We start from the raw sequence: 23,965 nt of genomic DNA on the forward strand, positions 1-23,965 counted from the left end.
TTGGTGTATGGCGATGAGTAATAAATAGTTTGCGCCATTTTTTGAAATGTAAAAGGGGTGCAAAAGCGGGAAATAAATATCAGAGGCGACAACCCAAACTGATTTTTTCTTCAGGGGAAAGCGTCTGGTAGAATTCCTGTATCTGCAAATCGTTGAAGTTGTTTCTGTGTAAAGCGTCAAATAAACGGTCGAGCTTTTTGATGGTATCAGAATTCATTGGTTTTGAAGACACAAATTCTTCGGCTTCTTTTTTCATCCCAATTTTTTCCAGGCTTTCAGCAATTGTCATTATTGTTTCGCGGTCATGTCGTATAAATTGCTGGCGAATTGAATCAATATCGCTTTTAAGCTGGTCTATCCCCTGCCATCCTTTCTCATGTTCCCTTAGCTCTTTTGCGGTGATGTCTGAGTAAAGATGGTTATATTTTTTCTGGAGCTCTTTGTTTTTCTCCACATACCAGTCCCAGAACCCATTATTTTTCTTGGTTTCCATTTCTTGTACGCTCTGAATGTGTCTTTCTTTGGCCTGGTTCACAAGCCACTGTTTTCTCCATTCGTTAAAATTTCTGGAGGAATTGGCTCCATACTCATTTAAGGGAACATTTGTGTTGACCATCATTTACACCACCGCTATCTTGTTCACAATAACTGACGAAAGAACCACTTCCGTTTTATTGCAACTATTCTTTTTATGCTGCACCACCAACATATATAGATCCAACTTTGAGATTGTTCTTATTTAACTCTTTCCGCATTGTTTTTGATAGTAATACTCATTATAAGACATGATTTCCAGTTAATTTTTATTAGGCGAGAACTATTTGTATCTTCAAATAAGCATTAACTAAAATTACTCTTATAATCTCTAAAAGATCGGTGTGATTAAAATGGCTGACAAATTCTCTTTTTCTCCAGATGAGCAAAAGCTTCTGGATAGTCTGGTAAGAGGTGAAATTTCCTTTTACAAAGTCGAGAAACAAACCGATATCCAAACTGCTATCAAAATAAGAAGGTCTGCACTGGAAGAGATGACTGCAACGGATCTTAATTCACTGGGGCAATTCACAATCGACTCGGAAGACGCTTCCAAACGCAACGTCGAAAATATGATTGGGGCCATCCAGATTCCTGTTGGGGTTGCAGGTCCAATAAAAGTCAACGGGGAATATGCAGAAGGAAGCTTTTACCTTCCTCTTGCCACAACCGAAGGAGCACTTGTAGCAAGCGTTAACAGGGGTTGTTCTGCGATAACTGCATCAGGTGGCAGTACCGTGAGGATATTTAAAGATCAGATGACAAGAGCTCCTGTTTACTGTATGGATGGGGTGAGGCGATCAAGGGAATTTGTGGACTGGATTAACCTTCCCGAAGTTTTTATGAGGCTTAAGGAAAAGGCATCTGAAACTACCCGTTTTGGTGAATTGACCGCTGTTGAGCCCTATGTTACGGGAAATAACGTTTACCTGCGTTTTTGTTTTGATACGAAGGATGCCATGGGGATGAATATGGTAACCATTGCAACCCAGGCAATAGTGGATCTTATTGGTGATGAATTTGGTGTCTATCCCATTTCTCTTTCAGGAAACATGTGCACAGACAAGAAACCTGCTGCAATAAACAGTATTCTCGGTAGGGGTAAGACAGTTGTGGCAGAAGTTGAACTTTCTCCTGAGATTGTCCAGAACAAACTGAAAACAACGCCTGAAGCAATGGCAGAAGTCAATTATCGTAAGAATCTTCTCGGATCTGCAAGGGCCATTTCCCTCGGATTCAACGCCCACGCGGCAAACACAATTGCTGCCATGTTCCTTGCATGTGGCCAGGATCCTGCGCATGTTGTGGAAGGAAGCAACACAATCACAACTATGGAGGTCACAAAATACGGTTCACTCTATTGCTCGGTGACTTTGCCTTCTCTCCAGCTTGGAACCGTAGGCGGAGGGACAAAAATTGCCACTCAGAATGAATGTCTCAGAATACTGGATGTTGCCGGTGCAGGCGAGTCTCCGGGTTACAATTCAAAAAAACTGGCTGAAATAATTGCTTCCGCCGTTCTTGCCGGTGAAATCTCCTTAGTTGGAGCACAGGCGGCAGGCCATCTTGCACGTGCCCATGCAGAACTTGGGCGCTAATCCCATTTCATTCCCATTGTGATTTGTAAATCTGGGAAATACGTTCAAGAGTTTCTGCTTCCTCAGGGGATTTATCTTCCCTGACTCCCACAAGTCTGGGGAACCGAAGCGCATAACCGGATTCATAATTGGAACTTTTCTGGATTTCCTCAAATGCAATTTCAAAAACGATTTCGGGACGGACCTCTATCTGTGTTCCGGATTCCATTACAATAAGATCTTTAAACATATCGGTAAGCTCGGCAAGTTTCTCATCGGTAAAGCCGGTTGCAACTTTTCCAATTGGTAAAAATTTCCCGCTTTCCGGTTCAAAAGCAGCCAATGCATATGATCCTATGAGGTTTGCACGTCTTCCGTAACCCCATTCGGCACCGATTACAACCAGATCAAGGGTTTCCATAATCGGTTTTTTCTTGAGCCAGTTCTTTCCCCGTTTGCCCGGTGAATATGGAGCATCCGGGTTTTTCAGCATGATGCCCTCATGACCCGCATTCAGGGCTTCCTCGTAAATACGCTGGATTTCAGTTTCATCATCAGTAATTACCTGGCTGTCGACATGGATGCGGTAGTCATTGTCAACGCACCCGGTTAGCAATTCTCTTCTGTCCCGGAGGGACATATCCAGCAGGCTTTCCCCATTAAGGTAAAGGATATCAAAAAGGTTGAGAGTCAGAGGGATTGATTTGACCGCTATTTCCACGTCATACTTCCGCCTGAAACGCTTCAGTATGTCCTGGAATGCGCGGGGCCGGCCATTTTCATCAACTGCAACAGCTTCTCCGTCGAGAATAACAGTTTCAGATTTTACCTGATCTTTCACAGCTGCTACAATGTCCGGCAATGAAGACGTAACATCTTCAAGCCTGCGGGAAAATATTCTTATTTTGTCTCCGTTTTTGTGGATTTGGACCCTTGCTCCGTCAAATTTCCATTCAACTGCAATCTTTCCCAGATCATTTATGGCACTTTCAACGCTGGGGGTTATCTGTGCCAGCATCATTTTTATCGGCCTGTTTAGCTGGAGATCAAGTTTCGCAACTTCCTCTTTCCCTCCATGCTTGGCAGCCATGGCAACAATACCAAGATCATTGGTTAACATAAAGGCACGTTCAACCATATCTACAGGCACATCAAAAGCCCTGGAAATTGCGTCCCTTACAATTCCTTCTCCCACTCCTATTCGCATTTCTTCAACGACGAGTCTTGAGAGATACCTTGCCTCAACAGCACTTGTCGCATTAAACAGGTATTGCAGATTCTTGACTTTTGTAGCCTGTGAATTTTTCCCGGAGGAATTTGCCATATGGTTCAATCTTTCGTACACTTCGAGAATCGTGAGTTCTTTTTCCTCCTCAATATAGGAATCAAAAGTAAGCTGGGTTGAAGAGTCCTGTTTCAGGGCTTCAACAGCAGTTTCCCCGATATCCCCGGTCTTCCTGATTATGTCCTCAATTTCCTTTTCCGAAGTTCCTGCGGATTTCGCAAGCGCGGTATAAAGCGTACGACTTCCTATTCCAAGCAGCTTTGTGCTCCATGGGGGAAAAACAGCTCCCATTACAAAATTAGTAACAACAGGGAGTTCATCTTCCTCTATTTCCTGCAGCATTCCGGAAACAACATCTGTCATTTCAAGAGATCCGGGGATACTCTCTATTTTTTCGCACATTTCTGCAAAGTAGCGGAAAAGAGTCAGAAAATCACCCCGGTTTATCGTTCCCTGTAGAGTGATATGATGTCACTCAGGATTGCACTTGCAGTCTCAATAGAACCTGCTCCAAGCCCGCTTACAGTAACGTCTCCTGACAGATCAGTTTGTATGTATGCTACGTTTCGTGTTCCTCCGACTGCCAGGGGGTGGTCCAGTGGCACGAGTCTCGGTGATGTTTTCAGGGTTCCTTCTTTCACTTCCCCGATGAGTCTCACTGCATATCCTTCGTCATGGGCGAGCATAAGTGCTTCCGGAGTAATCTTCGTAATCCCTGTGACATCAACGTCGTGATAATTTACGTCCATACCAAAGACGCTGTTAGCAATGATTACAAGTTTGGATGCTGCATCAATTCCCTCAACATCATAAGTTGGATCAGTTTCCGCAATTCCCAGTTCCTGTGCCTCGGCGAGCATTTGTTCATAAGGAGCCTTTTCTTCCATCATCCGGCTCAGGATGTAATTGCAGGTTCCGTTGAGAATTCCCTGGATACTCTTGATTTCATTTCCTGCAAGGGTTTCACGAACAAGATTTAGTATAGGCATGGCCCCCCCTACAGTTGCTTCATAACGGAATTTAGAGCCATTTTCCTTTGCGTAATCGGTAAGTTCACAGAATTTGAGGGCAAGAGGCCCCTTATTTGATGTTACGACATCCCTGCCCTTACTGAAAGCCATGCGCATGTTTTCCAGCCCGACACCACCGGTGTCGATGTCAGAAGGTGTAGTTTCAATCACAAGCTCATGGTCAACATTCTCAATAATATCAATTCCTGACAGGTTCTCTTCGGAAACCCTTCCTGTATCTGCTTTCCGCTTCAGGATTTCTTCAAGATCCAGTCCATCAGTGTCGACAATACCGCTTCTGGAGTCGGCAATTCCGATAACCTTTATTTCAAACCCTGCTTTCCTGATTTCTTCTTTTTTTAGCAACAGGGTTTTAGCAACTCCCCTTCCAACCGAACCAAATCCGATGATTGATGCTCGTATTATTTTCATGTGGGTCCTCAGGTAAGTTGTATAGGTTCGATAACCAGCAAATCTTTCTTGCTGGCTATGTTTTTCAGAAGTTCTATTGCATTGTACAGTTCTTGCCTTCCCAATGCATCGATTTTGAGGGATGCGGATGAGGTTGTATCTATATGTGGCATTGAAAGGGAAATATCCACAACTTCTGCATATCCTGTTTCATCAATGCTCTCGATTGTGTCCTGTATGTCGGTGTGGACAATGTGCCCAATTAGCAAAACGGCGCCGTGTTCCATCATTCGTTCTTCATCAACACGAATGACGCCGATTCCGTTTTCCTCAAGTCTCTTAATAATTTTCTCAAGGTTGCTGGGCTCTGCTTCAAAAACAAGTTGAACGGGTATGGTTCCCCTGGGTGTGTGTTTTTCGTGGTGATGCACTATAGATTTCAGATTACCTTTTAACTCTGATATAGGTTGAAGAGCATTAAGGAGTTGTCCGGGCGTATCCTTTAGCTCAATGTCCATTGAAACTCTCATACCTTCCCTCGTGCGATTTCATAAAAAATAATGGATTTCGTATCACTAAGGCACAAAAGCAGTTATACGTTTTGGTATTTGCCTTCAGGAGAGGACAATGATGTTTCCTCTTCCCTTTTTGAACTTTTGTACAAGTCCACGATTCTCAAGATCTGCAATCATAAGACTGACTTTTGCTTCAGAATAATCAACTTTCTGGCGAAGTTCTTTCTGCGTAATTCTTCCGCCATTGGACTTGATAATATCAATTATTTTCTTGAGGTCTTCAGGCAAGTCCTTTTCCTCGTTTGGGGATTTTGAGTCGTTGGGAGCAGTCTCCATAAATTCAGCTTCGGGAAATGCATTTGGAATAACTGTTTCTTTTCCAACGCTGGCTTGCTTTGTATCTGCTTCTTTTTTCTTTCTGTAAACGCCGTATGCAACAAATGCAGATAACAGGATAAGAATCAGAATCGCATACAAGTAGTTGGAATTTTCAGTTTCCTCTGCCAAAAATCCGGTTTCTTCTTCAATTGAAGCAGTTAGGTTTTCATTATCTGTTTCTTCAAACGGATTTTCATAAACAGGTTGGAGCAGAAGGTCAACAACATAGTCCCCGTCACCATCTATTGTAATTATTTCCTCGGTTGATGACTCCAGATTTTCCCCTTCATAATAGTACGCAGAAATTTTGTAAGTCCCATTGTCGAGGTCCAATGAATAAATGCCATATTTTGCGACAATAGTCTGAGGAGGTGTTGAGTTTATCTCAATAATTGCATCGTCAAGCAATTCAAAACTATACCATTCATATACAGCTCCATGTACTGTCGCTGTACTACTTGCCATGGTTGGCGTAAGTGCGGTTAGCATCAACAGGGATATTACAACGACTTTTAAGGAAACCATTATTACCGCATTTTAAATGATATCCAAAGCATATATCATTTTTTCATGAAGGATTCGAAGCGGTAAATAAAGATTTTTATTAAACAAATGGGTAATTGAATGTCTATATGACTATTAAGTCGATTATAAAGCTTCAATAGTCCAATAATTGCTAATTAAAGCTTCAAAAATTGTAACAAATATATCCATTAAAAAGAATACTTATATCCAAACCCTTCTTACTCTGGGTAGTTAATATTGATTCTCTATCTATAAGGGAGGTTTGACAAATGAACTCAAAAACAACAAAATTATTCGCATTTTTGTCAGCATTTATAGTGCTGACTGCGGTGGTCCCATCTGTAGCATTTGCGTATCCGGATTCTTCGGAAGATTGCTCAAATTGCCACAATGGGAATGATAAGAAATTAAAACCTGCTCCTGCCCAGGCGGAAAACAGGCAGGTTAATGCTAATCAAATCCGTGCTGAGAACGCATCGGGACTTGCCTTGATGAACGGCTCCATGGTTCAGGACAGGGATCGCATCCAGTATTCAAAACAGATCAAAAATGATTACCAGATAGCAAGGAATGAACTGAACAGGGCAAAGACAATGTTCAATAATGGAAGTGCGACAGAAGAGGATCTTTTCAATATTTCTAAGGATTATCTGAACACAACCATTGATTACATGATTAGCAACCTGAACGAAACAAAAACGGTTCTTGAAGACAATGATGGTGATGAAGATCAGATTTCTCTTCTGGAAGGATATATCGCAGACCTTGAAGAAGCAAAAGAGGATCTCGACGAGGCAGAGGATAGAAAAGATCTTGCTGACATTGCAAAATCCGTGCGTGAAACATGGAGGGAAGCGCATAAGGATATCAATTTATCAAGGGCTGTCCATCTTGTACAGGGCCTTGAACAGTACATTGTGAAAGCTGATCGGACATCAGAACGTCTGAGTGCTGAAATCACAAGACTCAACGAAAGCGGTGTAGACACTTCTGAAGCTGAGGAGTTGCTTGAAGAATACAATTCTCTTGTCGCAGATGCAAGTGAATATCTCGATCTTGCCAGAGACAATTACCAGAGCGATACAACCGAAGCTGCGGCATATGTACAACTTGCCATAAACAGCATAAAAGAAGCCAACATGGTTCTTCGGGATCTTCTTGACGAAATCAAAGATCACCGTCCCGGATATGCTAAACTTGGTGGCTCCGGAAATGTGAATGCTGAAGGAAATGGAACTGCAGTACTATCCGGAAACATGGATATCGAGATTTCTGCCACGAATGCAACTCTTGTGATTAAAGACCTTGCAGGTGATGCAACAATTGAAGTGGATGGAGCATACGATCTTTTCAATGGTGGAGAATCACGTGGACAGGGTACTCCTGCACAGGTATACCATAACTTCACCGGAGACGCTTCCATATCAGGATCAAGACTGACAGTTGTTGTCCATGGATTTGACATCTCCATTGAGGGTGAGGGCAGTGGAAGCGTCCTTCTCTCAGGTGAAGGAACTTATGACGTTGAGGGAGACGATGTTTCATCCCAGAGCCTTAAGTGGGCAAATTCCTCAGATGACGACGACATTGATGAAGATGACGAAGAGGAAGATGAGTCTGAGTACGAGGATGAAATGGAAAATGAAACCGAGGATGACGATCTGTTTGAAGATGATGAAGATGGCGAGGACGATGAAGACGACGAAGATGAAGGGGATGAAGATGACTCAGACGGAAACGAAACAGAGGATATGGAGTGAGTAATTTGGCACGGAATCGCTATATTTTACTTGGGTTACTGGTCTGCATGATTTTTGTTTCCGGCTGTATTGGAGGGGACGAAGGAACTACCGGCGAATCAACTGAAGATGTGTCTTCTGAAAGCTCCGCATCCGATTACGCGGATGAAGTGCTTGCTGAAGAAGGAGTAGCATTAACGGATGAAGAAGTTGATTCACTTGAACAGGATCTTGCAGAGCTTGAGGCAATGTTGGAGGATCTGGAAAATGGGACGGATGTAACTGTGGAGGACTTTTAAGTCCTCCTCCTTTTTTCTTCACCGGATAAATATAAATATCTTGCAGAAAAACTCTAGTTTGGTGAAATGGTATGACCAGCTTCAGGGATTTTCTGGATAATAGCGATGCTCAGCACAAAACAGGGACAATGATGATTATTTTTGCAATCGTCGTATTGTTCATGCTGGCTCTTCTTTTTGTGGGTCTCATTGGTGTACGCTAAGTATAAATGGGCAAAACACTTATGTAGAATTACAAAACCTTATTTCATGAATTAATTTAGTATTTCATGTATCGTTGATACTATGAGGTAAATCATGCAAAATATGCTAAAAACCACCGTATTGCTGGCAGCACTTACAGGTCTGCTGGTGATCATTGGTTCTTACTGGGGTACCGGCGGGATGGTAATAGCTTTTGCTTTTGCTCTCCTGATGAATTTTGGTACCTACTGGTATAGTGATAAGATTGTCCTTAAGATGTACCACGCGAAAGAGGTTACTGAAGCTGAAGCTCCTCAAATCTATCGCGTTGTTCGCAACCTTGCACATGTTGCAGGACTTCCAATGCCTAGGGTCTATATTGTCCAGACATCAATGCCCAACGCATTTGCAACAGGCAGGAACCCTGAACATGCGGCAGTAGCAGTTACAACAGGGATTTTAAACATTCTTACAGAGGATGAGCTTGAAGGCGTGCTTGCCCATGAACTGGCTCATGTAAAAAACCGTGATACTCTGATAAGCGCAGTTGCAGCAACAATTGCAGGTGTCATTACCATGGTAGCAATATGGGCTCGCTGGGCAGCAATTTTCGGAGGAATAGGTGGCCGAGACGGTGACAACAACATTGTCGGTTTCATCGCACTGGCCATAATTGCACCACTTGCAGCAACCATAATCCGGCTTGCAATATCCAGATCCCGTGAATTTGCAGCCGATGCTGAAGGTGCCCGTATTTCTCATAAACCATGGGCTCTTGCAAACGCTCTTTCAAAACTGGAATCCGGTTCGGCCAATTACCGGGAACGCCCCTCCGATGTGAAAGCCTCTGAGAGTACTGCACATATGTTCATTGTCAATCCTCTCAAGGGAAGTGCTCTGATGAACCTTTTCAGGACACATCCATCTACCGAGGAACGTATCAACAGGCTAAACCAAATGTAAGTTAAAATTCGAGTGATGTCTGGCCCGGTTCAGTAATATGAATCATCCGGACTCCTCTTTTTTCCAGTTCTTGTGCTATAAAATGCCGATGGCAATTCCTCGGGTTTTTCTCAGCACACATTAAGGCAATTCCTGCATTCTCTTGATTTTCTTTTTCGATCATTGAATACAGCAAAGAAATCGCTTTTTCAAAATCCTTTGATTCCATATATTTATGGTACGGAATTTTGCGAATGCCGCCTAGATGAGGGCAGGAAGTGTACTTTAATTCCCTTTTTGGGAGTTCTGCCATAAGATATTCAGCATTGAATTCTTCTCTTTCTGAATGAGGGTAGCTGCGTACGTCAATAACATGTGATATTTCATGTTTGCAAAGCAATTTGAAAAAATCCTCAAAACTCCGGTTTCCATATCCAATCGTATGGCAAATCATGCTATCCGTAATCCTTCAGAAATTTATACTGATTTTATCCAACTCTCTCTATATTTAGTTTCCTAATTTTCGAATGACGATTTGCATTATATCCACCAATCGTTTTTTAGGAAATATCTTAATACTTAGAACCGGTAATTCTCTTTAAAAATTGAGGAATCTCCATGGGGCAGGAAACACCTATTGGGCGAATTGTCCGTGCGAATACAATTACCGATGCCTGGTACAGAGGATTGAATATCATCTGGAATCACGGTAAGGTAATCACCGATGAAAGAGGGAGCAAAATAAAGGAATTTATGAACCTGATGGTAACCATCAAGGATCCCTATAAAGATGAAATTCCTGCTGATATTGCGTGGAACAAGGAAAGACTTGATGAATATGCCAAACAGCTGATAACAGGTGAGAATTCCCAGGATTTTGAGTATACTTATGGTCAGCGATTACGCAATTGGGATAATCAGGTAGATCAAATTGACTATGCAATAAGAAAACTTAAATCAAGCCAGAGTACCCGCAGGGCCACTGCCGTTACCTGGATTCCTTATGTTGATACAGAGGTTGATGAAGTTCCTTGTATGATCCTTGATGATTTCAAGGTAAGAGACGGGAAAGTCCATCTCACAACTCTTTTCCGAAGCCATGATTTTGCAGGAGCCTACCCTGCCAATCTTTATGGGCTTTCACGATTACTGAAATATGTTGCTGATGAGAGCGGCTACGAACCAGGAACGATTACGACTATCAGCGTATCTGCCCATGTATATGAACATGATTGGGACAAAATTGAAAAAATAGTGACGGAGATCTGATTATGAAAGTGTCAGTTGACGTTTCGGAAGTTTATGGTGAGGTCTTTGCCCCACCTTCAAAAAGTTATACTCATAGAGCAATAGCAATAGGCTCCCTTTCAAAAAAATGTGTTGTTGAACGTCCCCTGTTATCGGCAGATACCGAAGCTACCCTTCATGCATGTGAAATGATTGGTGCGAAAATAACCCGTGAAAAAGATTCCCTTTTGATAGAAGGTGTCAACGGTTCTCCAAAGGTTCCGGATGATGTGATTGATGTGCGCAATTCCGGCACAACGTTGCGTTTCATGACTGCAATATCTGCCCTTGCAGATGGCGTAACTATCCTTACAGGAGACAGTTCCCTGCGAACCAGGCCGAATGGCCCTTTACTTGATGTCCTAAAAGAACTCAGTGTCGATGTATATTCCACACGCAATAATGGATGTGCTCCGCTTGTTGTTCGTGGGGGGATAAACGGCGCGATTGTAAAAATAGATGGTTCTATCAGTTCCCAGTTTATATCCGCACTTCTGATTGCCTGTCCGCTTACAAACAAGAGTACTACTCTTTCGATTAAAGGTGAACTCAAATCACGCCCATATGTGGATATGACCCTTGAGGTTCTTGAAAAGGCAGGAGCTGAAATCTTTGAAGATGATCAGCATAATGTGAAATTCATAATGCCTGCAAAACAGCACTATAATCTTGAGAATTATCTTGTTCCTGCTGATTTTTCTTCTGCTTCCTACTTGCTGGCTGCAGCTGCAGTTACGGATTCCAGTGTGACTGTAAAGAACTTATTCCCATCCAAACAGGGTGATTCCAGAATTATTGAAATTTTGCAGGAAATGGGTGCAAAGGTTGACTGGGACAAAGAGAATGGACTTGTTTCAGTAAGGGGCGGTGAATTGAAAGGCATCCGTGTGGATGCTGCTTCAACACCGGATCTGGTACCAACAATTGCTGTCCTTGCGGCAGTTGCGGAAGGTGAAACCATCATTGAGAACGCAGAGCATGTCCGATTCAAGGAAACCGATCGTTTGCATGCAATGGCTGTCGAGCTAACAAAAATGGGTATTAAAATTACTGAGGAGCAGGATAGGCTCATCATAAAGGGTGGAGAGCTCAAAGGTGCAGATGTGCATGGCTGGGACGATCACAGGATAGTTATGGCTCTGACTGTAGCCGGTTTAGTTGCAGGGGATACGACAATTGATACTGCTGAATCCATATTCATCTCCTATCCAAATTTCTTTGATGATATGCGCTCAATTGGTGCTAATGTATTGGTGAGTCAGGAATAAGGTATATCTATGATTTATGATGTGGCTGTGATTGGTGGTGGACCTGTCGGTTCTATTGCTGCCAGATACGCGGCCATACATGGTGCAAAAGTTGCATTATTCGAAGAGCATTCCTCCATAGGTTCTCCGGTTGGTTGTACCGGGCTCTTAAGTGTGAAAGCTCTACGGGAATGCGATATTTCCCCGGATCCCTCTTTTGTAGTCAATAGTGTTCGTGGTTCCTTTGTTCATGCGCCGAATGGCACCTGTGTATCGATTGATGGCAGGGATACACGTGCCTATGTTGTTTTGAGAAAAATATTCGACAGGAAGCTTGCGGAAATGGCTGCAAATCTGGGAGTGGATATTTTCCTGAAATCCCATGTTCACAATTTGGTTTTGGAAAATGGAATAAATACACTTTTTGTAACTCAGGGAAGCGACATTGCAGAATTCAAAGCAAAGGTTGTAATTGCTGCAGATGGCCCCAGATCCCAAATATCTCGATTAGCAGGTATTCCATCTTCTGACAGGCTTCTCCCTGGAATTCAGTTTGAAATGAAAATAAAACCACAGAAAACGGACTTTGTTGAGTTATTCCCTGGTTCAGTGGCTCCGGGTTTCTTCGCATGGGTTGTCCCGGTTTCAGAAGGCGTATGCAGGGTGGGTATGGCGATTGAAAATCAAGATGAATCTGTTAGGAATTATTTTGATAAATTCCTCTCAGTTCTCGAAAACAAATACGGAAGGATTGCAATTGGTTCCATGGATTTCGTGATTGGTTCAATACCACTTGGTTTACCCTCTACCACAGTTTCAGATGGTGTTATTGTATGCGGTGATGCTGCAGGACAGGTAAAACCAACTTCCGGGGGAGGTATTTATCCCGGAGCAGTATGTGCGAAAATAGCCGGTAAAGTGGCTGCCGGGGCTGCATTGGAGGGGGATAATTCATCTTCCCGGCTTTCTGCATATGACAGGGAGTGGAGAAGCTTATTGGAGAAAGAATTGAAAATGGGCATGAAAGCCCATAATTTTGCAGCAAAGCTTTCCGATTCCCAGTGGGATGAACTGCTTAATTCACTGAATAAGCCTCAACTTCTTGACCTCATAGAAGAATATGGTGATATGGATCACCCTTCAATCCTGCTGAAAAAATTCCTTAATCCATTAAATTCCAGGCATGTGGCAGGTTTACTCAAAGGTTTTGTAAAATCAGCATTTTGAGTCAGTAGATGCTCACGCCTTTTACACTATTAATTTCCAGAATTTTGTCAACTACTCCCCCAGGTATTTTTGAGTCGGTGATGATTGTAAGACGAGCTTCATCGGTGAAATAAGGGTCATCAGAGACTGCCTGACGAATACTGAGTCCGTTTTCAGAGACAACTCTCGAGACGTCGGCAAGAATCCCCACATTTGCTGCATCGTCAGGGGTGATAATAAGAACGCCAAGACCAAGTTGTGGTGCTACGTCTCTCAGGAAGGGGATTGAACGAACATTCTGGAAGATGTTTTTGAGCAATTCATCAGCAAGGATGGTGTCTGTTGTGGCATCGACAACACGTCTGTCAACACCTGCTTCCCTTGCAAGTTGTGTGTGAGCGATTTCAATACTGCCTGAAACTACTTTTCCATCATTGTTTACCTGAAATCCTCTTTCAAAAAGTATTCTCAACACTTTTTGCTGGGCAGGATGTTTTTCGAACTTTTGAAGTAGAATTTGCCACATATCATTCAACTTACATTTTCCTGTATATAGAAGTTAAGGTTAAAAAATAGAAGAAAGCGTTTGCCGTGTTCTTTCATATAAGCTTATTTCAGATCAAAAAGAAACACATTTATGGATTAAGGCCTTTTTATGAAAGACATAACGATTAAAAGATGCTTTTTGATAAGATTATTGCACTATCTAATCTAACGATTTTAATTCAACAACCCCCTCAAAAGAATTAAAAAGCATCTGCAGAGAAAGGAGGTATTTTTGTGAAGGTATACAAGGATTATGATGATCTGCCCATGATAAAACTTCCACATGGCCAGGAAGTTTCTATCAGTGACAGTACCATCCGTGATGGTGCGCAGATGCCCGGAATTGTGTTAAAAAGCGGGCATAAACTAACTATTTATGATTACCTGCATGAGATAGGTATCGAAAAGCTTGAGGCTTTCGTATATAACGAAAGAGATCAAAAAGCTATCAATCTCATGCTTGACAGAGGTTATGAATTCCCTGAGGTAACAGGTTGGGCACGTGCGAAAACCGAAGACATTGATCTGGTTCTCAACATGGACGGTTTAAACGAAACCGGTATTCTAATGTCCGTTTCTGATGTTCACATACTGGAAAAAATGGGTCTTCCCAACAGAGAGGCTGCAGAAGAGAAATACCTTAATGCTCTCCAGTATGCTGTTGATCATGGCTTACGGACGCGTGCACATGTTGAGGATATGACCCGTGCCGACAATTACGGTTTTGTTTATCCCCTGATCGAGAAAATAATGGAAATCGATCCAGAATGCACGATTCGCATTTGTGATACCATTGGTTATGGTGTTCCATTTGACGGTGTTGACGAACCCTATGGTTTCCCATCGATGGTAAAATACCTGAAGGATAACATTGGTGTGAAGAACATTGAAACCCATTGTCACGACGATTTCGGGTTAGCTGTACCCAATTCCCTTGCCGGCTACTGGCACGGTGCCAACTGGTCCAACGTTACATTTTTGGGCATAGGAGAGCGTGCCGGGAATGCCGAGATGGAAAAACTGCTTCTCTTCCTCTGTCGCAGGGTTGAAGGGTTTGACAAGTACAATATTGAAGCCATCTCTGATTTTGCCAATTTCATGCAAAAAGAAATTGGAATTCGTATACCTCGTAATAAATCCGTGGTAGGATCAAACGTGTTTGCTCATGAATCGGGCATTCATGCTGCTGGTGCTATCAAAAATCCATTTACCTATGAACCATATCCTCCTGAAATAGTTGGTGGAAAAAGGATTTTCCTTGTTGGCGATTCCTCTGGAATTGAAGTTATCAGGTATAAGGTTCAGGAAACACTTAAGGAACTCATTGGTGTCCAGATATCCGTTGAAAAAACAGATCCTCGCCTGAAATCTATCCAAAAAGACATACAGAAGCTCTACAACAAAGAGAAACGTGTCTCCTGTATCTCAGATGAGGAAATTCAGGGCTATGTGGAAAAATACTTCCTGTTTGAGCCTGTCATACAAAAGAATATGAGCAGGGAACCGACTTACTCAGGTGAAGCAATTCCCCGAAAACCACTTGGAAAGTGAAGAGTTATAAGGCGATTATCGCCTTATAATATATTTTTTTTAAATTTTGAGTGCAATAGCATCTTTTATTCGCTGAGTTTAACACTGCCGCTGAGGTCGTATGTTAATACTTTCCTTCTCGGTTTAGACACTAAAAAGCCCCGGCCGAAACCGGGGCTTTACTTTTGTTTCCACAATAGAATTAAATAGAATCGATAATCCCATTCAAAGTCGTACTAGGTCTCATGGCCTGGGATTTCAACTCCTCATCTGGAGCGTAGTATCCTTTGATATCCATGGCTTTGCCCTGGACTTCTAACAACTCATTGGCGATCTTCTCTTCATTTTCCATCAGAGATTTAGCTACAGGTTCAAAGATCGCTTTTAATTCGCCATTTTTCTTCTGATCGGCCAGAGCCTGAGCCCAATACATTGCCAGATAAAAATGAGATCCTCTGTTATCAATCTCATTCACTTTTCGGGAAGGTGATTTTCCGTTTTCCAGAACCAGCTCTGTCGCTTTATCCAATGTTTCTGCTAAAACCAGAGCTTTAGGATTATCATAACTGTTGCCCAGATGCTCCAGAGAAGCAGCTAAGGCCAGGAATTCTCCCAGAGAGTCCCAACGCAGGTGACCTTCCGATTCAAATTGCTGTACATGTTTGGGTGCCGAACCGCCGGCACCTGTCTCGAAAAGTCCACCGCCATTCATTAGGGGAACGATTGATAGCATTTTCGCACTGGTTCCCAGCTCTAAAATTGGAAAGAGGTCTGTCAGATAATCTCTCAAAACATTTCCAGTCACAGAGATTGTATCTTTGCCCTCTTTAATTCTCTCCAATGAAAACCTGGTCGCTTCAACAGGAGCTTTGATCAATAGTTCCAGGCCATCAGTATCATAATCTTTCAAGTATTTATTCACTTTTTTAATGAGCTGTGAATCGTGAGCTCTTTTCTCATCGAGCCAGAAGACTGCAGGATTGCCTGTCGCTCTGGCTCGTTTAACGGCCAGCTTGATCCAGTCCTGAACGGGTGCGTCTTTCACCTGACACATGCGGAAGATGTCTCCTCCCTCTACCGGCTGTTCAAGGAGGACATTATCGTTGTCATCGATAACCTGAACTTTTCCTGTGCCGGTCATCTCAAAAGTCTTGTCGTGTGAACCGTATTCTTCGGCTTGCTGTGCCATAAGGCCTACATTTGAAACGCTTCCCATTTTTGATGGATCAAAGGCACCATGTTTCTGACAGAACTCAATGGTTTCCTGATACACTCCCGAATAAGAGCGGTCCGGAATAACGGCTTTCATGTCTTTCAGTTTCCCGTCCGGTCCCCACATGCCGCCTGATGAGCGGATTGCTGCAGGCATGGAAGCGTCGATGATAACATCGCTGGGAACATGAAGATTGGTAATTCCCTTATCGGAGTTTACCATAGCCAATGCCGGTCTTTTAGCATACACAGCTTCTATATCTGCTTTGATTTCAGCCTGTTTGTCTTCAGGCAGATTCTGGATTTTTGTATAGAGATCTCCCAGCCCTTGGTTGGGATCTACACCCAATTCTGAAAGCAGATCACCATATTTATTAAATATATCCTTAAAGAAGACCTTAACCACATGACCGAAGATAATAGGGTCGGAAACCTTCATCATCGTCGCTTTCAAATGAACGGAGAATAAGACATCTTGAGCGTTAGCATCTTCGATCTGTTCAGCCAGAAATGCCTGAAGCGCTTTTTTGTTCATAACAGATGCATCAATGATCTCTCCGGTCAGAAGAGGGGTTTTGTCTTTTAATAGTGTTTTATTACCAGCGTCATCTGTAAAGAGAATTCTGTAATTGGTAGCCTCTTCAATTTCAACAGATTTCTCACTGCCGTAAAAATCTCCGCCGGTCATGCTGGCTACATGGGATTTGGAATCGGATTTCCATTCTCCCATGGAATGGGGATGTTTTTTCGCATAATTCTTTACAGCTTTAGGAGCTCTGCGGTCAGAATTCCCTTCTCTGAGTACCGGGTTAACAGCGCTGCCCTTGACAATATCGAATTTCGCTTTGATCGCTTTTTCTTCATCATTAGAAGGATCTTCGGGATAATCGGGCATATCGTATCCCTTTGCCTGGAGTTCTGCGACTGTCGCTTTGATCTGGGGAATTGAAGCACTGATATTGGGTAGTTTGATAATGTTAGCCTGCGGAGTTAAGACCATCTCTCCCAATTCGGAAAGGGCATCGGAAATCTTCTGGTCCTCTGTCAGTTTTTCGGGAAACTGGGCAATGATTCTTCCCGCCAGGGAGATATCCCTTGTTTCCATAGTGATTCCGGCGTTTTTCACATAAGCCTGTATAATAGGCAGAAGCGAACTGGTTGCCAAAGCCGGGGCTTCATCGGTTTTTGTATAAATGATTGTCGATTTCTGTGACATGTTAATCAGGACCTATCCCATCGCCATTAATAGCTGCCGGGGTTTTACTTATATTAATCACTTTTTGAATTTGTTAAGTTTATATAGTAGCAGTTGGCCCCTGTAATGCCCCAATCATATATATAAGCTATACTTTAGTTGTAAAAATCAAACTAATCTGCAGAAATTTAAAATCCATGGGCAATTTTCTTGTCAATGACAAAAAGTATAATTATCTCCATAGCATCTATTTTTCGGTGCAACCTCAAAATACGTTTTGGCCTAGCTTTTATCCAATAAATAGAAATAAAGCTGAATTTATAGGTCTTGTAATAGTTGAAATTATATTTTTAATATTAGCATACACTATTTTTGCAACACCGTTCCTCATAATTATTTTAGCTACCATTTTTTTAATTATGGTGATTTGGTCGGTAACTTTGCCTCCTAAGTGGGCTAATATATGCCTTAAAAGAATAGTGTTTTATCTCTTGTTCATTTCCTCAATCTACATAATATCAATTTTGATCCTTGACGTGTTTGGTTTTCACGTTACTGATGATAACACAGCTCGCTATATGCTTAGTGCTTTAATACAAAGTGAAGCAGCAATAATTGCTATTGTAATATCTTTAACTTTAATTGCTATTCAGCAGGTATCGTCATCTTACTCTCCAAAAATCATAGATATCTTTAAACAAAACCCTGATTTTTGGATCATATTATGCCTCTATGTTGGCACAATTATTTACCAGACTTGGGTTTTAAAGCAAATTCAAGATGATGGAGCTGGAATAAAGCTTCAACACATATATGCATCATCTATGGAAACTCATTATAATTTTTCATTTTCTCTAAGTATTATTGCCTTGTTATCTCTTATTCCATACATGTGGAACACAATTGAAATGATGAAACCTTCTACAATTATTCTCATATTGTCAGATCGAACAACAAAAGAAGATTTCACGGAAAAGAAAATTCCGTTTCAGTCAATTGATTCAATAATAACTAAATCTTTGATGAACTATGATTATGAAACTTTATCCATGGGATTAGATTCTGTTTTAGATCAAGTTGATAGATTGATGAAAGACAAAAATCTAAGTGATGCTGATAGAAGCATAATAATTTTCAAGACTCGTCAATACATTGAAAAATTTCTGAACGTGGCTATATCTAAAAACGATGATGAAGCAGGCCGATTAACACTAGAGTCAATAAAGCAACTTATTGAAATTTCACTAGATCATTCATTAATTGATCAAGTAACTATTTCTATAGCAAGAATTAAGGACTTTGGGAAGCTTGGAATTGATGCCAAATTGATTGCGACTTTATATCAATCTATATTATTACTCTCTACAACCTGTTCTAACCTTAAGGAACTTAACAAATCTCATGATGGAAATCAAGAAGATTTTGTTAAATCATCCAAAATGGCTGAACGAATGTGTCGTGATCTAATTAAAAAGAGTAGAGACGCAGGTTTGAATGAGGAAATGAATTTATTAGAACCAATTGTAGATTCATGTTGTTCATGATTTTTGATTTGGAACACTGCATTAGGTACAAATTTACATAATAACTGGCATACTCTTTGTCATGAACTCACAATTTCCAATTACCGATGAGCACATCCACATTGATCCAAGAGCAAAGGGGCTAAAGGCAGTTCGTGAATTCCAGAACGCAGGCGGAACCCATATGATAGTGGTTTCCAAGCCAAGCTGGACTCTGGGTGTGAATGTTTCCAAACCAGATGACTATAGGCTTGTTTTTGATGAAACCGTGGATATTGTGAAGCAGATTAACGAGATTGGAGTAGGTGCATATCCTGTTTTGGGACCACATCCTGCTGAAATTACTAAACTGACTGAACGCATGAGTCTGGATGAAGCTTCTTCCATGATGAAGGCAGGTCTTGATATTGCTGCAAAATATGTGGAAGAAGGTCTGGCTGTGGGACTTAAGAGCGGCCGTCCCCATTATCCCGTTTCAGATGAAATCTGGAAAGCTTCCAATGAGATAATGTCTCATGGATTTGATCTGGCTAAGGACTTAGGCTGTGCAATCCAGTTGCACACGGAAAGTGTGGGCGAGCCTGAACTTCTTGATATTGCTTCCATTGCAAAAAAAACAGGAATTCCTCTTGGAAAAGTTGTGAAACACTATGCTCCTCCTCTTGTAGATGTTTGTGAGAAAATAGGTCTTTTTCCCGGAGTACTTGCCGGTAAAGGTGCGATTGAAGAGGCACTTTCCCAGGGCAGTCGTTTCATGATGGAAACTGACTACATTGACGATCCTGATAGGCCGGGTGCGGTTCTTGGTCCGAAAACAATTCCCCGACGGACGCTAAAGCTTGTTGAGGAATTCGGAGAGGAAGTTTTCTGGAAAATACACAAGGAGAACGTAGAAGAGGTTTATGAGGTGGAGATAAATCTCTGAAACTTGTTACCCAAATTATGCTTGTGTGTTGTTGGCAATAGGATAAAATGTAATGAAATTGATATTTTAATTGGGAATCAATTTAGGGAATCCCGGGTGACAATTATGGGGACACGAACAATTCTTTTAGTTTTGCTTATAGTTGCGCTTGGGTCAATTTCGGGAGTGCAGGCAGCCAAGTACTTTGCCTGTGGTGATGATTGCGCAGATCCGGAAACCGGTTACCAGCTAATAGGCTGTACTCTTGCTGTGAACTATGCGGTTGAAAACGAAATCGGTGTACATGTGCCATCAGGTTCCAGTAACGGATATGTCTATATCCAGTCCATGACCGAGAAAGATGCTAACGGGGATGTGATCTATGACGAGATTCTTGCATGTGATTACTGGAAAGACGGTGAGCCTCTGCCGGAAGAAACCATGGGTGGCGAGGAGCGTGACCTGCTTCTGGAAGCAGTGAGAACCTACAACCAGAATCTTGGAGTTCTTCCGGGATTCGTACACAGCCTTCTTGGTGATGAGGTAATGCATGTTTATGCTACAATGCCCGATGGCAGTGAACAGGAATATGCAGCTATCACAGAAACCGGTTTGATTGTTGAAGGCGGTAACTGGGTTGACTTTGACGAAGATGGTAATTATGATGTCTGGAAGGATGAAGGCATCACACCTACCATGGAATTAACCATTGATGCGGAAGGCAACATATCATACGAAGGTCTGACCACCGGAACAATTCTCAAGGAATTTATCATTGACATCGGTATGCTGATTTACAGCATATTTGCCTGATTTTTGAGCTCATGGTTTCCATGGGCTTATTTCTCTTTTATGGATTATATGATCAGCTTTTGAAGCGTAGCTTTTTATCAATTAAGTCTTGCTAGTATCTATGGAGACGAGTCTATGAATTCCCTTATCGAAAAGCTTCCGGAAACTGTAGAGGCATTCGGCCAGATGCGTGCTTCCCTTTTCAAGGATAGTGCGCTTGATGTAAAAACCAAGGAACTGATTGCGGTTTCTTCTGCCGTTCTTATGAGGTGTGAAAAATGTATGGAAATCCACGCACAGAGGGCAAAGGATAAAGGTGCAACAGAAGATGAAATCGCAGAGGCCATTGGAGTTGCAATGTTCATTGCCGGCGGTTCACAGTTGCACTGGACAGAAAAATATAACGATATCCTGAAAAATAACAACGACTGAAAACTGCACATTGCAGTTTTCTTATTCTTTTAAACTCCGAAGCCTTCCTGCAAACACTTTTCCCTACGACAGCCGGCAGTGAGCCTGAGTTCCTCGCGTATTTCTATGCAGCTTTGCCACAATCCATGCACGTTGCAGTATGAAACAGCACAGAATTCCCGGTATTTGCCAAAATAAACAAGCCTGAATATTGCATCTGGCTCGGTACCCGGGGTAAAATTTACCCTGCCGATTTTTACAACATTCAGCATTTTCGTGTGGGCATAGAGTTCAATCCATTTGATATGATGTTCCGATTCATTTGGATGTTTAGCATTTTTTCCTACAACAACGCGGATGTAATCTTTCCCGGAGCCACCATGATTCCGGAGTACTTCGATGGTCGGGAGGTGCCTTGCCACGGACTGGCTGTCACCTTTATTTCTGTCTTCGGTTTGAATAATGTCCCCGGATTCCATTATGTCACCTTTGTTGTGTTTTGTCTTAGGATACATATAATGACCTATTGTTTTTTAGTCGAAAATAAATCTTTCAATTCTTTTATAAGCCATCCCATACTTTATTATACAGTTATTCTTTTGTTATTAATGGTGAATAATCGTGGATGAAGATCATTTTGTCAATGAAATAGATACATTAGACGCAGAGCTTCTCGTGCGATTATCCGTGATAACCAAAGGTGAACTGCTTGAAAGAAGACGTGGCATACACAAATCTCTGGTAATGGCTGCATTAACAAAATTTTCACCATCTGCATCTTTTAATTTGGATGAGTTATCAAAACAGATTCATCACATTTGCAAATGTAGCCTAGAGGATACCAATATCGTTACAATTTTAGAAGATCTTGAGAATGAAAATATTGTTGAACATGACACGGAATTTAGGTATAAACTAATATCTAAGCCAGATATTCCTAATTTTGAAGAGCTTTCAAATCCGGTCTGGGCATCATTTAATAAATTTTTGATTGATCATTATCCTCAATATGATAGCTTTATTCACAGCGAAATAAAAGATGTGTTTAATTCAATCCTCCTAAAATCGCTGATAAGATTTTCAATTTCTAAACCCCTTTCTACTCAAACGGAGTCATTACCATTTGCTGACATTGAATCAATTATAAAAAATGAGCTAGAACGTTGTTACTTTGATGACTTGACACAAAGAAAGTTGCCTGAACTGATTTTAGAATTTTTTTCAACCTCCAACAAAGAACTTCTTGATTTCATATTCACTTGTTATTCTGGGATGATTGATATCGATTTAGTTACCAGAGAGCAGGAAATGCCAATTATTAATTTTGGTGATGAGGTAGAATCACTATTAATTGACACAAATTTTATTGTATCTTTAATGTGTCGTTCTGATCCTCTGCACCCTCTCTCTTCGACACTTGTGAATCATTGCAACAAGTCGCAAATACCTTTATATTATTCGTCTTTAACAAAAAATGAGTTCATTGGCCTCATTTCTGCTTCAAAGTCAGAAATGAGAGGTTTGACCAATAAATCATCATCACCAGCAGACAATCAATTTATTTCAGATCGTTTAAAGTTGAATATTCCATGGTCCTCGTACATTGTCTATCTAGAAAATTGGGGGCAAATACTGGAATCGAAGTATGCGATAACGCCTCTTGATGAGTATTTTGAAAAGAATTTGGATGGGCAAATTATTGAGACGGCGCGAATGGCAATTAATGTCATTGATCAAATAAAGTTTGAAGAAAGATCTAAAAAGGACAAAAACTATGTTTTACGTCGAAGGGGTGAAGATAAGATCGCTCATGATTCGACATGCATTTCAATCGTAGGCAGTCTAAAGCAAACCATTCAGAGTAACAAATTAGGTCCATGGTTTCTTACTTATGATAATTTGTTGCTAGCAGTAAATTCAATGCGATTTCAGGATCAGGATGAATTTGGATATGCTATTCATCCACGGACACTATTGAATTATTTCTTGGCTTATTCCACTATAGATTTTACTGATGAAGATAAAGAAGAAGTTGCATTGGCTCTTTTGCGATACTCTACTCGAAAAAAGCAAATACATTTGACAGTTGACGAGTACTCTGAGTTGGTAAGTGAAAAGCTAGGTCTAGATTTAACAAATGCTGAAGTTTTAAAGCAAATATTTATGCAGTCTCCTCTTTTGGAAGAATTGAAGAAATCTTTAGAATATGAGAGTTCCGAAGGACCTGATTCGGTTGCATATCAAATGCTCACGGATCCATCAATTAACGATCTAGTTGAAAGAATCATTGAGTCTAATTTAGGAATTGAAGAACGTGATGAAAATATTAAACGTTTAAGAGATTCAATTAAACGTTTAAATGATGAGAATCAGAAATTGAGGGGATTCAAGGAAGGTTCGATCTCTAGTTCTGGTACTATTAATATCACGTTAGAAAACAACTCAACAACAAACATAATTCTTGATCCAGCAGTTCCACCTGCAATTACAAGTCTCATTAGTTTTCTGGATCAGGAAAATGCTTTTAAGGACGAAATTATTGAGAAGCCTTCCAAAAACTTAGATTTGGACTCTGCTAAGAAATGGATTGATACTGTAAAATCGACAATTGAGACTTCGTCCAAAATAACTGGTGGAATACGTGCTCTGCTTCCATATGTGGTACATTTACAACAATTGTTGTCATAATTCATGTAGTGACGATCTTTTTTTAT

General features: G+C 41.3%; 23 protein-coding genes. 14 read left to right on the forward strand and 9 right to left on the reverse strand.

The features are described from left to right. Window positions 1-79 precede the first annotated feature (79 nt). Entirely contained in the window at window positions 80-619 is a 540-nt protein-coding gene (locus J2755_RS07115) for a hypothetical protein (RefSeq protein WP_209681311.1), read from the reverse strand. Between the two features lie 268 nt (window positions 620-887). On the opposite strand from J2755_RS07115, the gene hmgA reads away from it, so the two are divergent. Beyond that, a complete protein-coding gene (hmgA, locus tag J2755_RS07120; RefSeq protein ID WP_209681313.1) occupies window positions 888-2,132 on the forward strand; it encodes a hydroxymethylglutaryl-CoA reductase (NADPH) in 1,245 nt (414 codons plus the stop codon). Between the two features lie 7 nt (window positions 2,133-2,139). Here the strand turns inward: hmgA and J2755_RS07125 are convergent, their stop codons facing one another. The 4 genes from J2755_RS07125 to J2755_RS07140 form a co-directional block, all read right to left on the reverse strand. Then, window positions 2,140-3,825, reverse strand: a complete 1,686-nt coding sequence (locus J2755_RS07125; RefSeq protein WP_209681474.1) for an ATP-dependent DNA ligase — start codon at window positions 3,823-3,825, stop codon at window positions 2,140-2,142. Between the two features lie 14 nt (window positions 3,826-3,839). Further along, window positions 3,840-4,838, reverse strand: coding sequence for a homoserine dehydrogenase (locus J2755_RS07130; protein WP_209681315.1), 999 nt, complete (start codon window positions 4,836-4,838; stop codon window positions 3,840-3,842). Between the two features lie 8 nt (window positions 4,839-4,846). Continuing rightward, window positions 4,847-5,347 (reverse strand): amino acid-binding protein, encoded by a 501-nt coding sequence (locus tag J2755_RS07135; RefSeq protein ID WP_209681317.1) that lies wholly within the window; start codon window positions 5,345-5,347, stop codon window positions 4,847-4,849. A gap of 84 nt (window positions 5,348-5,431) precedes the next feature. Further along, the gene (locus J2755_RS07140; protein ID WP_209681319.1) at window positions 5,432-6,235 is read right to left on the reverse strand and encodes a helix-turn-helix transcriptional regulator; all 804 of its coding nucleotides are present in this window, start codon (window positions 6,233-6,235) and stop codon (window positions 5,432-5,434) included. 269 nt (window positions 6,236-6,504) lie between these two features. Between J2755_RS07140 and J2755_RS07145 the strand changes: the two genes are divergently transcribed. The 4 genes from J2755_RS07145 to htpX all read left to right on the forward strand — a co-directional run bounded on the left by J2755_RS07145 (window position 6,505) and on the right by htpX (window position 9,419). Continuing rightward, the gene (locus tag J2755_RS07145; protein WP_209681321.1) at window positions 6,505-7,995 is read left to right on the forward strand and encodes a hypothetical protein; all 1,491 of its coding nucleotides are present in this window, start codon (window positions 6,505-6,507) and stop codon (window positions 7,993-7,995) included. Between the two features lie 5 nt (window positions 7,996-8,000). Then, on the forward strand, window positions 8,001-8,273 hold the full coding sequence (locus J2755_RS07150; protein ID WP_209681323.1) for a hypothetical protein: 273 nt from the start codon (window positions 8,001-8,003) through the stop codon (window positions 8,271-8,273). 71 nt (window positions 8,274-8,344) lie between these two features. Continuing rightward, window positions 8,345-8,476 (forward strand): hypothetical protein, encoded by a 132-nt coding sequence (locus tag J2755_RS11460; RefSeq protein WP_280954385.1) that lies wholly within the window; start codon window positions 8,345-8,347, stop codon window positions 8,474-8,476. Between the two features lie 94 nt (window positions 8,477-8,570). Beyond that, complete coding sequence (gene htpX / locus J2755_RS07155; protein WP_209681325.1) at window positions 8,571-9,419, forward strand: zinc metalloprotease HtpX; 849 nt, start codon at window positions 8,571-8,573, stop codon at window positions 9,417-9,419. Window position 9,420: 1 nt separating this feature from the next. Here htpX and J2755_RS07160 read toward each other — a convergent pair whose 3' ends face one another. Further along, window positions 9,421-9,852 (reverse strand): DUF488 domain-containing protein, encoded by a 432-nt coding sequence (locus J2755_RS07160; protein WP_209681327.1) that lies wholly within the window; start codon window positions 9,850-9,852, stop codon window positions 9,421-9,423. Window positions 9,853-10,016: 164 nt separating this feature from the next. Between J2755_RS07160 and J2755_RS07165 the strand changes: the two genes are divergently transcribed. From J2755_RS07165 to J2755_RS07175, 3 genes are read left to right on the forward strand one after another with little or no spacing between them, the layout of a single operon-like run. Then, window positions 10,017-10,667, forward strand: a complete 651-nt coding sequence (locus J2755_RS07165; RefSeq protein WP_209681329.1) for a thymidylate synthase — start codon at window positions 10,017-10,019, stop codon at window positions 10,665-10,667. Window positions 10,668-10,669: 2 nt separating this feature from the next. After that, a complete protein-coding gene (aroA, locus tag J2755_RS07170; protein WP_209681331.1) occupies window positions 10,670-11,953 on the forward strand; it encodes a 3-phosphoshikimate 1-carboxyvinyltransferase in 1,284 nt (427 codons plus the stop codon). A 9-nt stretch (window positions 11,954-11,962) separates the two neighbouring features. Continuing rightward, window positions 11,963-13,159: an NAD(P)/FAD-dependent oxidoreductase gene (locus J2755_RS07175; protein ID WP_209681333.1), complete on the forward strand. Its 1,197-nt coding sequence runs from the start codon at window positions 11,963-11,965 to the stop codon at window positions 13,157-13,159. Window position 13,160: 1 nt separating this feature from the next. On the opposite strand, the gene J2755_RS07180 is transcribed toward J2755_RS07175, so the two are convergent. Further along, the gene (locus J2755_RS07180; RefSeq protein WP_209681335.1) at window positions 13,161-13,664 is read right to left on the reverse strand and encodes an amino acid-binding protein; all 504 of its coding nucleotides are present in this window, start codon (window positions 13,662-13,664) and stop codon (window positions 13,161-13,163) included. Between the two features lie 254 nt (window positions 13,665-13,918). Here J2755_RS07180 and J2755_RS07185 point away from each other — a divergent pair, with 254 nt between their 5' ends. Further along, window positions 13,919-15,235, forward strand: coding sequence for a homocitrate synthase/isopropylmalate synthase family protein (locus tag J2755_RS07185; RefSeq protein WP_209681337.1), 1,317 nt, complete (start codon window positions 13,919-13,921; stop codon window positions 15,233-15,235). 181 nt (window positions 15,236-15,416) lie between these two features. Here the strand turns inward: J2755_RS07185 and J2755_RS07190 are convergent, their stop codons facing one another. Next, entirely contained in the window at window positions 15,417-17,642 is a 2,226-nt protein-coding gene (locus tag J2755_RS07190; protein WP_209681338.1) for an NADP-dependent isocitrate dehydrogenase, read from the reverse strand. Window positions 17,643-17,878: 236 nt separating this feature from the next. Here J2755_RS07190 and J2755_RS07195 point away from each other — a divergent pair, with 236 nt between their 5' ends. The 4 genes from J2755_RS07195 (at window position 17,879) to J2755_RS07210 (ending at window position 21,272) form a co-directional block, all read left to right on the forward strand. Further along, the gene (locus J2755_RS07195; protein WP_209681340.1) at window positions 17,879-19,165 is read left to right on the forward strand and encodes a DUF2254 family protein; all 1,287 of its coding nucleotides are present in this window, start codon (window positions 17,879-17,881) and stop codon (window positions 19,163-19,165) included. Between the two features lie 61 nt (window positions 19,166-19,226). Next, on the forward strand, window positions 19,227-20,069 hold the full coding sequence (locus J2755_RS07200) for a TatD family hydrolase (protein WP_209681342.1): 843 nt from the start codon (window positions 19,227-19,229) through the stop codon (window positions 20,067-20,069). A gap of 105 nt (window positions 20,070-20,174) precedes the next feature. Beyond that, the gene (locus J2755_RS07205) at window positions 20,175-20,861 is read left to right on the forward strand and encodes a hypothetical protein (RefSeq protein WP_209681344.1); all 687 of its coding nucleotides are present in this window, start codon (window positions 20,175-20,177) and stop codon (window positions 20,859-20,861) included. Window positions 20,862-20,975: 114 nt separating this feature from the next. Beyond that, on the forward strand, window positions 20,976-21,272 hold the full coding sequence (locus J2755_RS07210; RefSeq protein WP_209681346.1) for a carboxymuconolactone decarboxylase family protein: 297 nt from the start codon (window positions 20,976-20,978) through the stop codon (window positions 21,270-21,272). Window positions 21,273-21,301: 29 nt separating this feature from the next. Here J2755_RS07210 and J2755_RS07215 read toward each other — a convergent pair whose 3' ends face one another. Further along, window positions 21,302-21,766 (reverse strand): desulfoferrodoxin family protein, encoded by a 465-nt coding sequence (locus J2755_RS07215; protein WP_209681348.1) that lies wholly within the window; start codon window positions 21,764-21,766, stop codon window positions 21,302-21,304. A 106-nt stretch (window positions 21,767-21,872) separates the two neighbouring features. On the opposite strand from J2755_RS07215, the gene J2755_RS07220 reads away from it, so the two are divergent. Next, window positions 21,873-23,939 carry a hypothetical protein gene (locus tag J2755_RS07220; RefSeq protein ID WP_209681350.1) on the forward strand — a complete coding sequence of 689 codons (2,067 nt, stop codon included), beginning with the start codon at window positions 21,873-21,875 and terminating at the stop codon, window positions 23,937-23,939. Window positions 23,940-23,965: the final 26 nt, after the last annotated feature.

Source organism: Methanohalophilus levihalophilus (genome assembly GCF_017874375.1).
Classification (GTDB): Archaea; Halobacteriota; Methanosarcinia; order Methanosarcinales; family Methanosarcinaceae; genus Methanohalophilus; species Methanohalophilus levihalophilus.

Coding starts and splice junctions, on each gene's coding strand:
- J2755_RS07115 (WP_209681311.1), bottom strand. CDS start 619: ATGATGGTCAACACAAATGTTCCCTTAAATGAGTATGGAGCCAATTCC.
- hmgA (WP_209681313.1), top strand. CDS start 888: ATGGCTGACAAATTCTCTTTTTCTCCAGATGAGCAAAAGCTTCTGGAT.
- J2755_RS07130 (WP_209681315.1), bottom strand. CDS start 4,838: ATGAAAATAATACGAGCATCAATCATCGGATTTGGTTCGGTTGGAAGG.
- J2755_RS07135 (WP_209681317.1), bottom strand. CDS start 5,347: ATGAGAGTTTCAATGGACATTGAGCTAAAGGATACGCCCGGACAACTC.
- J2755_RS07140 (WP_209681319.1), bottom strand. CDS start 6,235: ATGGTTTCCTTAAAAGTCGTTGTAATATCCCTGTTGATGCTAACCGCA.
- J2755_RS07145 (WP_209681321.1), top strand. CDS start 6,505: ATGAACTCAAAAACAACAAAATTATTCGCATTTTTGTCAGCATTTATA.
- J2755_RS11460 (WP_280954385.1), top strand. CDS start 8,345: ATGACCAGCTTCAGGGATTTTCTGGATAATAGCGATGCTCAGCACAAA.
- htpX (WP_209681325.1), top strand. CDS start 8,571: ATGCAAAATATGCTAAAAACCACCGTATTGCTGGCAGCACTTACAGGT.
- J2755_RS07160 (WP_209681327.1), bottom strand. CDS start 9,852: ATGATTTGCCATACGATTGGATATGGAAACCGGAGTTTTGAGGATTTT.
- J2755_RS07165 (WP_209681329.1), top strand. CDS start 10,017: ATGGGGCAGGAAACACCTATTGGGCGAATTGTCCGTGCGAATACAATT.
- aroA (WP_209681331.1), top strand. CDS start 10,670: ATGAAAGTGTCAGTTGACGTTTCGGAAGTTTATGGTGAGGTCTTTGCC.
- J2755_RS07175 (WP_209681333.1), top strand. CDS start 11,963: ATGATTTATGATGTGGCTGTGATTGGTGGTGGACCTGTCGGTTCTATT.
- J2755_RS07180 (WP_209681335.1), bottom strand. CDS start 13,664: ATGTGGCAAATTCTACTTCAAAAGTTCGAAAAACATCCTGCCCAGCAA.
- J2755_RS07190 (WP_209681338.1), bottom strand. CDS start 17,642: ATGTCACAGAAATCGACAATCATTTATACAAAAACCGATGAAGCCCCG.
- J2755_RS07200 (WP_209681342.1), top strand. CDS start 19,227: ATGAACTCACAATTTCCAATTACCGATGAGCACATCCACATTGATCCA.
- J2755_RS07205 (WP_209681344.1), top strand. CDS start 20,175: ATGGGGACACGAACAATTCTTTTAGTTTTGCTTATAGTTGCGCTTGGG.
- J2755_RS07210 (WP_209681346.1), top strand. CDS start 20,976: ATGAATTCCCTTATCGAAAAGCTTCCGGAAACTGTAGAGGCATTCGGC.
- J2755_RS07215 (WP_209681348.1), bottom strand. CDS start 21,766: ATGTATCCTAAGACAAAACACAACAAAGGTGACATAATGGAATCCGGG.